Source organism: Elusimicrobiota bacterium (genome assembly GCA_016182905.1).
Taxonomy (GTDB): domain Bacteria; phylum Elusimicrobiota; class Elusimicrobia; order UBA1565; family UBA9628; genus GWA2-66-18.
This window is the reverse complement of the sequence record JACPFR010000061.1, coordinates 26,185-38,940: the sequence shown is the minus strand read 5'-3', so window position 1 is coordinate 38,940 and position 12,756 is coordinate 26,185. Positions and strand designations below refer to the sequence as shown.

Annotated in this window: 14 protein-coding genes; all 14 read left to right on the top strand. The window is 71.5% G+C overall.

The annotated features are described in order from the left end of the window. Positions 1-567 (top strand): hypothetical protein (locus HYV14_18085; GenBank protein MBI2387900.1); only part of this gene is annotated, 567 nt, incomplete at its 5' end. Then, the gene (gene mnmE / locus HYV14_18080; GenBank protein MBI2387899.1) at positions 531-1,922 is read left to right on the top strand and encodes a tRNA uridine-5-carboxymethylaminomethyl(34) synthesis GTPase MnmE; all 1,392 of its coding nucleotides are present in this window, start codon (positions 531-533) and stop codon (positions 1,920-1,922) included. The genes HYV14_18085 and mnmE, both read left to right, overlap by 37 nt. Before the next feature lie 19 nt (positions 1,923-1,941). Beyond that, on the top strand, positions 1,942-2,289 hold the full coding sequence (locus HYV14_18075) for a hypothetical protein (protein MBI2387898.1): 348 nt from the start codon (positions 1,942-1,944) through the stop codon (positions 2,287-2,289). Beyond that, positions 2,286-3,488, top strand: a complete 1,203-nt coding sequence (locus HYV14_18070) for an MFS transporter (protein MBI2387897.1) — start codon at positions 2,286-2,288, stop codon at positions 3,486-3,488. The genes HYV14_18075 and HYV14_18070 overlap by 4 nt, the downstream gene beginning before the upstream one ends. Further along, positions 3,485-4,246 carry a hypothetical protein gene (locus HYV14_18065; protein ID MBI2387896.1) on the top strand — a complete coding sequence of 254 codons (762 nt, stop codon included), beginning with the start codon at positions 3,485-3,487 and terminating at the stop codon, positions 4,244-4,246. The genes HYV14_18070 and HYV14_18065 overlap by 4 nt, the downstream gene beginning before the upstream one ends. Then, the gene (mnmG, locus tag HYV14_18060) at positions 4,239-5,975 is read left to right on the top strand and encodes a tRNA uridine-5-carboxymethylaminomethyl(34) synthesis enzyme MnmG (protein MBI2387895.1); all 1,737 of its coding nucleotides are present in this window, start codon (positions 4,239-4,241) and stop codon (positions 5,973-5,975) included. The genes HYV14_18065 and mnmG overlap by 8 nt, the downstream gene beginning before the upstream one ends. Further along, positions 5,972-6,646, top strand: a complete 675-nt coding sequence (locus HYV14_18055) for a class I SAM-dependent methyltransferase (protein MBI2387894.1) — start codon at positions 5,972-5,974, stop codon at positions 6,644-6,646. Before mnmG ends, HYV14_18055 begins: the two co-directional genes overlap by 4 nt. Positions 6,647-6,649: 3 nt before the next feature. Further along, positions 6,650-7,156, top strand: a complete 507-nt coding sequence (locus HYV14_18050) for a hypothetical protein (GenBank protein MBI2387893.1) — start codon at positions 6,650-6,652, stop codon at positions 7,154-7,156. Positions 7,157-7,199: 43 nt separating this feature from the next. Further along, positions 7,200-8,393 carry a hypothetical protein gene (locus HYV14_18045; GenBank protein MBI2387892.1) on the top strand — a complete coding sequence of 398 codons (1,194 nt, stop codon included), beginning with the start codon at positions 7,200-7,202 and terminating at the stop codon, positions 8,391-8,393. Between the two features lie 515 nt (positions 8,394-8,908). Beyond that, complete coding sequence (gene mraZ / locus HYV14_18040) at positions 8,909-9,358, top strand: division/cell wall cluster transcriptional repressor MraZ (GenBank protein ID MBI2387891.1); 450 nt, start codon at positions 8,909-8,911, stop codon at positions 9,356-9,358. Then, positions 9,355-10,263: a 16S rRNA (cytosine(1402)-N(4))-methyltransferase RsmH gene (rsmH, locus tag HYV14_18035; GenBank protein ID MBI2387890.1), complete on the top strand. Its 909-nt coding sequence runs from the start codon at positions 9,355-9,357 to the stop codon at positions 10,261-10,263. Before mraZ ends, rsmH begins: the two co-directional genes overlap by 4 nt. Before the next feature lie 12 nt (positions 10,264-10,275). Next, positions 10,276-10,467 carry a hypothetical protein gene (locus HYV14_18030; GenBank protein MBI2387889.1) on the top strand — a complete coding sequence of 64 codons (192 nt, stop codon included), beginning with the start codon at positions 10,276-10,278 and terminating at the stop codon, positions 10,465-10,467. Positions 10,468-10,747: 280 nt separating this feature from the next. Continuing rightward, positions 10,748-11,101, top strand: coding sequence for a hypothetical protein (locus HYV14_18025; protein MBI2387888.1), 354 nt, complete (start codon positions 10,748-10,750; stop codon positions 11,099-11,101). 10 nt (positions 11,102-11,111) lie between these two features. Continuing rightward, a complete protein-coding gene (locus tag HYV14_18020) occupies positions 11,112-12,755 on the top strand; it encodes a penicillin-binding protein 2 (protein ID MBI2387887.1) in 1,644 nt (547 codons plus the stop codon). Position 12,756: the final 1 nt, after the last annotated feature.

The following is a 12,756-nucleotide window of genomic DNA, read 5'->3' as shown; positions in this document are numbered from 1 at the left end:
GCGCCCGAGCCGCGGGCGCCGCAGCGAGCGGCCGCGCCGCCCGCGCCGGCCCGTCCGCCGCGCGAGCGCGGCGAGGCCCCGAAGCCCGTCTCCGCGGCCGACGCGGCGGAGGCCTGCGACAAGGCCCAGAAGCTCGTCGTCGAGCTCCTGAAGCTGATGGCGATCGCCGCGCCGACGGCGACGGCCGCGTGGGACGCCGACCTCGAGCGCGTGAAGATCTCCGTCGAGTCGCAGGACGCCTCCCTGCTCGTGGGACGGGAAGGCCGCGTGCTCGAGTCGCTGCAGTTCCTCGCGACCTTGATGCTCTCCCGCGGCGGCGGCGCGCCGATCGCGGTCCAGGTGGACGCGCTGTCCTACTGGGAGAAGCGCGAGCAGGCCGTCCTCGACGAGGCGCGCCGCGCCGTCGAGACCGTGAAGGCCACCGGCAAGCCCGTGCGCATGGAGCCGATGGATTCCTCGATGCGCAGGCTCGTGCACCGCTCGTTCAGCGCGAACCCCGACGTCACCACCTCGTCGGAAGGAGAGGGCCCGTGGCGCAAGCTCGTGCTCCGTCCCAAGGCGAGATGACCGGACGGGAGGCCACGATCGTCGCGCTCGCGACCCCGCCCGGGCGCGCCGCCCTCGGGATCGTGCGCGTCTCCGGCCCTCTGTGCCGGGAGATCGCGCGCACCCTGCTCGGGACCGAGCTCGAGCCGCGGCGCGCGACGCCCCGGCCGCTGAGGCGCGGCGGCGTCGTCGTCGACCGGGTGGTCGCCACCTACTGGGCCGGCCCGTCGACGCCGACGGGAGAGGACCTGCTCGAGCTGACCGGGCACGGCTCGCCCGAGCTGCTGCGCGACGTCGTCGAGGCCGTCCTCGAGGCCGGCGCCCGGCCCGCCGCTCCCGGCGAGTTCACCCGCCGCGCCTTCGTCAACGGCCGCCTCGACCTGGCCCAGGCCCGCGCGGTCGGCGACCTGATCGCCGCGCGCGGCGCGGCCGCGCGCTCGGCGGCGCTGACGCGCCTCTCCGGGGGGCTCTCCGACGCGCTCGACGCGGCGCGCGCGCCCCTGCTCGAGCTGCTGGCCGAGCTCGAGGTGCGCCTCGACCATCCGGAGGAGGACATGGCGCCGCTGCCCGCCGCCGCCGCCGACGAGGCTCTGGCCGACGCCGGCGCGCGCCTCGAGAAGCTGATCTCCGGCTTCGCGCGCGGACGCGCCCGCCGCGAGGGCGCGCGCGTCGGCCTGTTCGGCAGCCCCAACGCCGGCAAGTCCACCTTGCTCAACGCGCTGCTCGGCCGGGAGAGGGCCATCACCGCCCCGGAGCCCGGCACCACGCGGGACCTGCTCGAGGAGCAGGCGGAGCTCGCCGGGCTGCCGGTCGTCCTCATCGACACCGCCGGCCTGCGGGACGGCGCCTGCGATCCCGCCGAGCGGGAGGGCGTCGCCCGCGCCGAGCGCGCGCTCGAGTCCTGCGAGGTCGCCGTGCTCGTCGTCGACGCCGCGCGCCCCTCCGACGGCCGCGACGCCGCGGCGCGGGAGACCGTGGCCGCCGCGGCCGCCAAGCGCGGCGCGCGCCTCGTCGTCGCGCTGAACAAGATGGACCTCGCGGGCGGCTCGACCGACGCCGAGGGCGTGCGCTGCTCCGCGCTCACGGGCCAGGGCGTCCCGGAGCTCGAGGCCGCGATCGCCGCCGCCGCCTCGACCGCCGCGGCGGACGAGGGGGAGTCCCTGCTCGACGACGCGCGGCAGAAGGACGCGCTGGCCTCCGCGCTCGCCGAGCTCTCGGCCGCGCGCGCCGAGCTCGCCGCGCGCCCCGGCGCGTGGGAGGACCGCGCCGCCGACCGCCTGCGCCGCGCGCTCGCTCTCGTCGGCAAGGCCCGCGGCGAGGGCGCCTCGGACGAGGTGCTCGACGAGATCTTCTCCCGGTTCTGCGTCGGGAAGTAAAGTGAGGAAAAAAACGATCATGCCGTCCCAGAAACCCCCGAAGAAGCCGCGCAAAGCGGCCCCCGTCCACCGCACCCCCGTCACCGGCATCTCGCCCGACGAGCAGATCGTCGGCGCGCCGTTCCTCGGCAAGGTCCGCGCCTACGACGCCAAGAACCACGAGATGACCATACTCCTCGAGTTCCCCGTGTCGACCGGCGACGCGCTGCGCGTCAAGGGACGCGACACCGACCTCTCGCAGCGCGTCGAGCGCCTCGTCGTCGGCAAGCGCTGCGTGCAGAGCGCGCTGGCCGGCGAGACCGTCTCGTTCTCGGTCGCGGACCGGGTGAAGGTCGGCGACGCCGTGTACAAGGTCCGAAGCACGTGATCTCCACGCCGAACGGAGTGCTGGCCCTGCTCCTCTCGGTGAACATCCTCAATTACGTGGACCGGCAGATCGTGTACGCGCTCCTGCCGCTGATATCGGCCGACCTCGAGCTCACGGACGCGCAGGCCGGCAGCCTCGCCTCGGCCTTCATGATCGTCTACATGCTGGCCGCGCCGCCGATCGCCTGGATCGCGGACTCGCGCGGCCGCAAGCCCTGGATCGCCGCGGGCGTCGCCATCTGGAGCGTCGCGACGGGAGCGGCGGCGCTGGCCGGGAGCTTCTTCTCGCTGTTCGTCTCGCGCACGGCCGTCGGGATCGGCGAGGCCTGCTACGGCGCGATCTCGCCGTCCTTCGTCGCGGAGCGGTTCCCGCCCGAGAAGCGCGGCAGCGCGCTGGCGATCTTCAGCCTGGCCATCCCCGTCGGCTCCGCCCTGGGCTACGCGGGCGGGGGGCTGCTCGGCGAGGCCATCGGCTGGCGCCACTCCTTCTGGGCCGTCGGCCTGCCCGGGCTGATCCTCGCCGCGCTGTGCCTGCTCCTGCCCGCCGACCCGCCGCACGCGGCCACGCCGCCGCCCGTCGCGGGCTACCGCGAGGTCTGGTCGGTGCCGACCTTCCGCATGATCACCTTCGCCGGCGCCGGGATGACCTTCGCGCTGGGCGGATTCGCCGTGTGGATGCCCACCTTCTTCCATCGCAGCTTCGGGCTGAGCGTCGGCGACGCGGGCCTGCGCTTCGGCGCGGTGACGGTCGCGGCGGGCCTCGCCGGCAGCCTCATCGGAGGCTGGCTCTCCGACCGGCTGCGCCGGACCGACCGCACGGCGGACCTGCTGGTCTCCGGCTCGGGCCTGCTGCTGGGCATGCCGCTGGCCGCGGCCGCGATCTCGGCCCCGACGCTCGGCGCCTCGATCGCCTGCCTGTTCCTCGCGGAGATGATGCTCTTCCTCAACATGGGCCCGCTGAACGCGGCGATCGTCTCCGTCATCCGCGTCGAGAAGCGCTCGATGGCCTTCGCGGCCAACATCTTCGTCATCCACCTGCTCGGCGACGCCGCGTCCCCGGCCCTGATCGGCTGGGGCTCGGACCATTTCGGCCTGACGCGCTCCCTGCTCGCCGCCTGCCTGGCGCTCGGCGTCGGCGGGTGGGTCTGCCTGGCCGCGCGCAAAGGCTTCGTCGCCGACGCGGAGAGAGCCCTCGCATGAAGGACGCCCTGAGCTTCGCCCGTCTCTTCCTCTTCTCGCCGACGAAGGCCGCCGAGGCCTGCGAGCGCCCGGACGCCCTGCGCCTCGGCCTCATGGTCTACGCCGTCCTCATGCCGCTGCAGCTCTCGTCGGCGTGGTTCAACCCGCTGTCGTTCCTCGACCCGAACGCTCCCGTCGCCGCCGGCTACGGCGCGATGTTCTGGCTGCGCGTCGCGCTGTGGCAGCCGGTGATCTTCTCGCTGAGCGTATTCTTCCTGGTCGTCACGCTGGAATGGCTGCGCTCGGGCTCGCTGCCGGTACGGACGGCGTCGACCGCCGCCTGGACCGCGGTGCCTCTGGGGATCGCCGCCTATTACGCCCCGCAGGACAGCCTGCCCCGCCCGCTGTTCATCCTCGTCCTCGCCGCCTGGCTCGTCCCGGCGGTCCTCGTCGCCCGGCGCGTGCCGCCCGACCGCTGGCGCAAGATCGCGACCTTCATGCTCGGCCTCTGCGCGCTGCAGCTCGTCGTCCTCGTCGTCGAGTACCTGACCGTGGTCCCCGCCCGCTCCTACCGCGGCTTCGTCGCGTTCAGCCTGCTCTCCGTCGTCTGGCTGCTCTCCGTCGCGAGCGCCGGCCTCCGGCGCCTGGTCGGCATGCCGACGCCGCGCGTCGTGCTCGGCTTCCTCCTCGCGACGATCGTGATCCTGGTCGTCCCCGCGCTCGCGTTCCTGCTCGGCCTGATGCCCAAGGAAGTGCTGAAGGTGGTCATCTATGTCTGACGCGCTCTTTCCCCGGCGCTACGACGTCATCGTCGTCGGAGGGGGGCACGCCGGAGTCGAGGCCGCGCTGGCCGCGGCGCGCATGGGGCGGACGGCGCTGCTGCTCACGCAGAACCTCGACACGATCGCGGCGATGTCCTGCAACCCGTCCATCGGCGGCGTCGGCAAGGGGCAGATGGTACGCGAGGTGGACGCGCTCGGCGGCGAGATGGCCAAGGCCGCGGACCGCTCCTCGTTCTTTTCCCAGACGCTGAACTCGAGCAAGGGGCAGGCGGTCCGGTCCCCGCGCGCGCAGTGCGACAAGGCCGCCTACCGCGCCGGGCAGAAGGCGGCGATCGAGTCGTGCCCCGGCCTCGACCCGGTGCAGGACGAGGCGTGGTCGCTGTGGACGGAGGGCTCGCGCCTGCGCGGCGTCGTGTCGCGGCGCGGCACGCGCTACGAAGGCAGGACGGTCGTGCTCACGACCGGGACCTTCCTCAACGGCCTCGCCCACGTCGGCCTGCGGACGCACGCGGCCGGCCGCGGCGGCGAGGCCCCCGCGCTCGGAGTCTCCGCGTCCCTGCGCGCGCTCGGCTTCTCCGTCGGGCGGCTGAAGACCGGCACGCCGCCGCGCCTCCACGCGCGTTCGATCGACTTCTCCAGGCTCGAGCGGCAGGACGGCGACGCCGTCCCCAAGCCCTTTTCGCATTTCAACGAGGCGATCACGAATCCGCAGCTCCCGAGCTGGGTCGCCTACACCAACGCGGCGACGCACCGCGTGATCCGCGACAACCTGGACCGCTCGCCGCTGTACTCCGGAAAGATCGAAGGCTCCGGCCCGCGCTACTGCCCGTCCATCGAGGACAAGGTCGTCAAGTTCCCGCTGAAGGAGCGCCACCAGCTCTTCCTCGAGCCCGAGGGGTGGAATACCAGCGAGGTCTACCTCAACGGCATGTCGACGAGCCTCCCCGAGGATGCCCAGCGCGCCCTCGTCGCCTCGATCCCCGGCCTCGAGGACGCCCTGCTCACGCGCTGCGGCTACGCGATCGAGTACGACTTCTGCCAGCCGACGCAGCTGACCGACACGCTCGAGAGCCGCCTCGTGCCCGGGCTCTTCCTCGCCGGCCAGATCAACGGCACGACGGGCTACGAGGAGGCCGCGGGACAGGGCCTCGTCGCGGGGATCAATGCCGCGCGGCTCGCCCGCGGCGAGGCGCCCTTCAGGCTCGGCCGGGACGAGGCCTACCTCGGCGTCATGATCGACGACCTCGTCGTGCGCGGCGTGGACGAGCCCTACCGGATGTTCACCGCGCGCGCCGAGAACCGCCTGAGCCTGCGCGCCGACGACGCCGACCTGCGCCTGATGGGGAAGGGCGCGGCCCTCGGCCTCATCGCGCCGGCCGCGCACGAGCGCTTCCTGCGCTACCGCGGCCTCGTCCTCGAGGGGGGGGAGGCCGCGGACGCGGAGCTGGCGCCCTGGTCGATGGCCAAGGTCCGGGAGCAGCGCGAGATCCGCGCGTCCTACGAGCCCTACATCGCCCGCGAGCGGGGCTCCGCCGAGCGCCTGAAGGCCGCGGAGCTCGTCGAGATCCCCGAGGGCCTGGACTACGCGGCGATCGGCGCGCTGACCAACGAGTCGCGCCAGAAGCTCGCGCGCCTGCGGCCCCGCACGCTCGGCCAGGCCGGGCGCGTGCCCGGCGTGACCCCGGCCGACCTTCAGGTCCTGTGGGTCCACGCGCGCGCGAGATGAGCGCGGCGCTCGGACGCCTCGCCGAAGCCGCCGCGTCCTGGGGCGAGCCGCTCGGCGCCGCGAAGCTCGACGCGATATCCTCCTACCTGTCGTTCGTGCGCGAGAGGAACGAGGACGTGAACCTGACCGCCGACGCGGACTGGGACGACCTCGTCCTCAAGCACGCGACGGACGGGGTGTTCGCGGCCGGCGTCCTGCGCAAGACGCTGCCGAGCACGCCCCGCATACTCGACCTCGGCTCCGGCGCCGGCTTCATCGGGATCGTGCTCAAGCTCGTCTGGCCGGAGGCGCGGGTCACCTTGATGGAGTCCGTCGAGCGCAAGTACCGCTTCCTCAACGCCGCGGCGACGCGCACCGGGCTGAAGGAGCTGCGCGTCCTCAACCGGCGCGCCGGGTCGGGCGCCGCGCTCACCGCCTACGAGCTCGACCACGACGCGGTGATCGAGCGGGCGCTGGCCGAGCTCCCGGAGGCGATCCGCCTCGCCTGGCCCATGCTCGCCCCGAAGGGGGTCTTCGCCGCCTTCCAATCGGACCCGCCGGACCCGGCCGAGCCCGCGCCCGCCAAGGCTCTGGCCGCGGCGCACGCCACAGTGCTAAAGTCTTGCCCTTATCGCCGTCCCGGCGAAGAGCGGGACCGCCGCCTGGTCCTGTTCGGGCGCAAGGAGGATTGACCGATGCAGATGCTCAGCCGCTATTTCACGCCGTTCGCGCTGGTGCTCATCCTCCTGGCCGTCCACTTCGGCGAGCCCGAGGCCGCCACGACGAAGATCGCCGTCGGCATCCTGCTCGCCGACGTCCTCGCGAACTGGTGGATCGGGAAGAACCAGTACCGCTGGGTCCGCTGGGCGGGCCGCTTCCGCCAGATCCAGGTGTGGCTGAACCTCGTCTGGGCGATCCCGCTGTTCTACCTTCTGTACCCGTACTGGGGCCCGATGTGGCTGCTGTTCGTGCTGGCCCCGACCGCGGCGGCGCTGACCACCTCGAAGCTCGAGACCGTGCTGTGCTCCCTGTCCGCCGCGGGCGCGATGATCGGGATCATCATGTACCGCCAGCCGCTCGAGGGGCCGTTCCTCGGCATGGTCTTCTCGCACGCGGCCTTCATCGTCATCTTCTCCCTGTTCGTGCACAGTCTGGCCCAGACGGCCCTGCGCCTGCGCGACGCCTTCGGCGCCAACAGCTGAGACGAGGGTGGAGAAAGCCGCGCGGAGGGGCTAAACTAACCCTGTGGACGTTCTTTTAAGACTCCGCGTACTCATCTGGGTCCTGGTCATCAGCCTCTGGGGCGTCATGGTGTATCAATACCTCGGCGAGGAGGAGGTTGAGCTCGCGAAGATGAAGCGCATCGCGCCGTACAGCGCGGCGCCGCCCCTGCCCCTAGCCCCGGCGCACGACGAGGGCGCCCTGGCCCCGGTCGCGCCCGTCGAGATCGCCGTCAACGCGCCCGCCGCCCTCCCGCCCGCCGCGCCGGCCGCGCCGGCCCCGGGCCTCAACGTCATCCCGTCCGGGGATTACGTGGGGCCCGCTCCTTCGCAGGGCCGCCGCGCCGTGTCCTCGGACCCGAACGTCGCCGCCGTCGGCCCCGCGGCCCGCGGCCGGCCCTCTCCCGCGCCGGCGCCCGCGCAGTCGCCGGCCCGCACGACGCGCTCGCGCGAGGACCGCAGCTCGCCCGCCGACATGCCGACGCCCGCGGGCTTCGTGCGCAGCGAGTCCCGGCACTTCACCGTGTTCGCCGAGCAGTACCCCGCCTCCGACCGCTTCATCGAGCTCATCGAGAGCCTGCACTCGAACCTCATGCTCGACTTGGCGCCCTTCTCCCCGTGGGCGAGCAACGAGCGCACGACGATCTTCCTGTTCAAGAACCAGGACACCTACCGCCGCGTGACGGGCCGGCCCGTCTGGTCCGGCGGCGCGAGCTCGGTGAGCAAGCGCAAGCTCTACGTGTACGAGAGCGAGGAGCTTCCCGGCATCGTCGCGCACGAGCTGACGCACATCTACTTCGACGGCTTCTTCATCGACGGCGCCACCGACCCGCTCTGGCTGTCGGAGGGGATGGCGACGCTCGTGCAGGTCGAGCGCGGCCTGGCCGCGCCGAACTGGCTGAGAGAGAACCTCGAGCGCCTCGAGCAGGGGGACGGCTTCCCGATCGACAAGCTCACCGCCGTCACCTCGACCGCGGGCTGGCCCGACGCGAAGGTGCGGCTCTGGTACGCGCAGTGCTACAGCACGGTGCGCTTCCTGATCCGCACGCAGTACCGCTCGTCGTTCTACAAGTTCGCCGCGCACCTGCGCGACGGGCGTCCCGCGCCCGAGGCGCTGTACCGCGCGTACGGCGCGCCGTACACGCGCATGGTCGCGCTCGAACACGCGTGGCGCTACGAGCTCTCGCGCGCGCAGATGGCGAAGATCGGCGGGCAGTAAGGCTCGGGACGGCCCGGCGGCGGCTTCATGTCCTTCGGGGCCGCTCGGCATTGAGCCTCGCTTGGGGTCGACCGCGCTTCGAGCGCAAACGGCGCGGCGACCCCACACCCCTCAGGACATGAAGCCGCCGCCGGGCCTTCGCCGACCTATCAGGCTCGCGCTCTCTCTCCAACCGCTCGCTCCCATGCGGTAAGGGCGAGAAAATAATCTCTGCCGGCGGCCTGTGGGGTTTGCCGCAGCGCGGCAAACCCGCCGGAGGTCGGGTCAATCCCGACCGTCCCCGGCGGAGATCGTATTTTCGCCCGCGCCGACATGAGCGAGGGGCGCAGCATGGTCGCGCGAAAATAATTTTTCGATCGGATGAAAACCGCGGCTATTTTACTCCTGTTCCTCGACGGGGGAGCGCGGCGTCAAAAAATCGTCACTTGACAGGAACACATGAGTCCTCTATACTCACGTTCCCGGTGGGGAAAAGTGGTGAAGAATAACAAGCGAGTGGGAGAAGGTGGGAAATAATGGCCCTGCTCATCGGCCGTTACGACTACTCGCTCGATCCGAAGAACCGCCTCGCGGTGCCTCCGAAGTACCGGGAGACTTTGGCGCAGGAGAAGGGGAGAGCGTTCTACCTGACGAGCGGGATGGACGGCTGCCTCTACCTGTTCCTGCCGACGCAGTGGGAGAAGATGCTCGCGGACGATCTGAAGATGTTCTCGATGCCGGACAAGGAGCAGGAGCGGGCGTTCAAGCGCAAGTTCTTCTCCGAGGCGGTCGAGGTCGAGACGGACGCGCAGGGACGCATACTCGTCCCGCAGTACCTGAAGGAGCACGCGGGGCTGCGCTTCGACGTGCTGGTGCAGGGAGCGGGCAACCGCGCTGAGATCTGGGACGCGAAGCGCTGGGCGGCGTACGAGAAGTCGACCGTCGCCCCGGCGTACAGGAAGATCGGGAAGAGCCTGGAGATATGATCTTGGAAGAGCGCCGGTACACGCACGAGTCGGTCCTTCTGGCGGAAACGCTGGATCGCCTCGTCACGGACAAGGGGGGACTGTATCTCGACGCCACCCTCGGTCTGGGCGGCCATTCCGAGGCCCTCCTCAACAAGCTTTCAGCCCAGGGAAAGGTACTTGGTCTCGACGCGGATCCGGAGGCGCTCGCTGAAGCCGGTCACCGGCTCGGAGCCCACAGTGGAAGATTCCACGCGGTCCGCTCGAACTTCCGTTCCCTGGGCGCGGTTCTGGAGAAGGAAGGGTTCTTCCCTCTGACGGGCGCGCTGTTCGACCTCGGCGTCTCCTCGCTGCAGCTCGACAAGCCCTCCCGCGGCTTCTCGTTCCTGCGCGAGGGGCCCCTCGACATGCGCCTGGGGCCCGACGCCTCGCTCACGGCCGAGCAGATCGTCAACCGCTGGCCGGCCGAGCAGATCGCGATGCTCCTCACGGAGTTCGGCGAGGAGCCGGAGGCGGACAAGATCGCCCGCGCGATCGTCTCGCGCCGCGCGAAAAAGCCCTTCTCGACCACTTTGGAGCTGGCCGACTGCGTGGAGTCCGTCGTGCCGCGCACCGGGCATCACCCGGCGACGCGCACGTTCCAGGCCCTGCGCATCGCGGTGAACCAGGAGCTCGAGTCGCTGACGCGCGGCCTCGAGGCCGTGGTGCCGTACCTCAAGAACGGCGGAAGGCTGTGCGTGATCACCTTCCACTCGCTCGAGGACCGCATCGTCAAGAACGTTTTCGCTTCGTTCGTCGCGCAGGGGTCGTGCGCGTATCTCGGGAAGGGCGACGCCAAGTCGGCGATCGCCCCGAGCGAGGAAGAGGTCGCGCGTAATCCCCGCAGCCGCAGCGCGAAACTGCGGGTCATCGAAAAGAAGCGATAGGGGGGAACACGAATGATGAAGAACACCTCGTTCCTGAGCGGATCGACGGCCGCGATGGCGGCCCTGACGAAGCTGGACACCACGGTGTCCTTCCTTCTCGACCGCCGGCAGACCGTCGCGGTCTCTCCGGTGGGCAAGATCAGCTCCCCCGGCTACGTGTGGCGGCGGGTCTTCCTCAAGACGAGGGGGTCCAACCGGCCCTGAACTGGATTTGGGGGGCGCCCTCTCGGCGGGGCGCTCGCCATCGATAACGGGACGGCCCTCTCTCTCGGCGGGGAAGGGCCGTCCCAACGATCTCGGAGTTTTTGGATTGGTGGATATAGATGCCCCACCACCAATCCGTTGATAAAGGCGGCCTCTCTCTCGGCGGGGAGAGCCGCCCGACTTAGGCGGCCTCCCTTCTCGGCGGGGGGGAGCCGCCAACTATAGGGCGGGCGCCCCTCTCGGCGGGGGCGCCCGCTCCTCACTCTAAAAGGAACATGGTATGATGGACGCGCTGATGGGATTCGATCCTCGACGAGTCGTGAAGTTCGCGGGCCTGGGCGCGCTCCTCATGTTCCTCTGCTGGCAGCACGTCCAGGCCACCCGGATCGGCTACCGGGTCGAGTCCACCCGGCGCGAGGCCCGCGCCCTGCGCAGCCGCGTCGCGGACCTGCGCCTCAAGCTCGACGAGACCATGGCTCCCGCGGCCCTCGCCGCGCGCGCGAACACCAAGCTCGGGATGGTCCCGGCCGCTCCCGGCACCCTCCGCTCGCTGTCGGGGCATTCGCTCGAGACCGGCGGCCTGCTGCCCCGCCTCTGGGCGCGGCTGCCCCTCGTCGGACCTTCGCGCAGCTGAGGCCGACGCCATGGACCTCGGATTCCGGCTGACCGTCGCCGCCACCCTGGCGCTGTCGCCGCTCCTGCCGCTCGGCGTCCGCCTCGCCTACCTCCAGGTCCTCCGGCACGACAACCTCTCCACCCGGGCCTCGGGCGAGTTCGCGCGCACCGCCAAGGAAGCGGCCCCGCGCGCCGACCTGATCGACCGCCGCGGCCGCGTGCTCGCGCGGTCCATCCCTTCCTGGTCGTGCTTCGTGGACAAGGCGATGGTCAAGGATCCGAACGCCTTCGGCGCGAGGCTCGCGCCGCTGCTCAAGCTGCCCGCCCCCGAGATCGCGAGGAAGACCCGCGCCGCCAACCGCTTCGCCTGGCTGAAAACGAAGCTGTCCCTCGAGGAGTTCCAGAAGCTCTCCGAGGCGCGCGTCGAGGGCCTGGGCCTCGTGCCCGCGCAGGAGCGCGTGTACCCGAACGGCGACCTCGCGCGCGGCGTCCTCGGCCTGGTCGGAGCCGAGGGCAAGGGCCTCGCCGGGCTCGAGCTGTCGCAGGACAAGCGCCTGACCGGGCGCGCGCGCCGCATGGAGGTCATCCGCGACGGGCAGGGACGCTCCATCTACAAGAGCGTCTCCGACGCCGGCGACGAGCCCGATCCCCTGAAGCTGACGCTCGACCGGACCGCCCAGTTCCTCGCGGAGGAGGCGCTGCGCGAGGGCGGCGAGAAGGGCCAGTTCAAGGAAGGCGTCGTCGCGATCCAGGACCCGCGCAACGGCGAGATCCTGGCGATGGCCGCGTGGCCGCCGGACCCGCTGCGCAACCCGCTGGTCCAGGACGCCTTCGAGCCCGGCTCGACCTTCAAGATCGTCACGGCGCTGGCCGCCGTCGACGACCGGGTCGTGCGCCCGGACGAGCTCTTCAACGGCGAAGGCGGTAAGTTCCAGCTCACCCCCGGAGTAACCATCACGGACCATGAGCCGGAGGGGAACATGACCTTGGCGCAGGTGATGGAGCGCTCGTCGAACATCGGCACCGCGAAGGTGGTCGAGCGGGTGGGCGCCGCGCGCTTCTACCGGCTGGCGCGCGCGTTCGGCTTCGGCGCCAAGACGGGCGCGCCGCTGCCCGGAGAGAGCGCCGGCGAGCTCAAGCCGCTCTCCGACCTGACCAAGGTCGGCCTGGCCGTCTCCTCCTACGGCTACGGCCTGGCGGTGAGCCCGCTGCAGATGCTGGGCGCGTACTCCGCGATCGCCAACGGCGGCACGCTGTGGGAGCCCAAGCTGATCGCCGACGGCAAGCCCCCGGTCAAGGTCCGCCGCGTCGCCTCCGAGCGCGCGGTGCGCGAGGTCTCGGCGATGCTCGAGGGCGTCGTCGAGCGCGGCACGGCGGCCAGCGCGAGGATACCCGGCTACCGCGCCGCGGGCAAGACCGGCACCGCGCGCAAGATCGACCCGCTCACGCGGAAGTACTCCTCCTCCGCGTACACGGCCTCCTTCGCGGGCTACCTGCCGGCCTCCGCGCCCCGCTGGACCATCCTCGTCGTCCTGCACGAGCCGAAAGGCGCCTACTACGGCGGACTGGTCGCCGCGCCCATCTTCGCCCGCCTGGGAAGCCGCCTGCTGACCCTCGAGGGCCTCCCGCCCGACCATCCCGCCGACCCCGCGCTCGGAACGGCGAGGCGCTGAC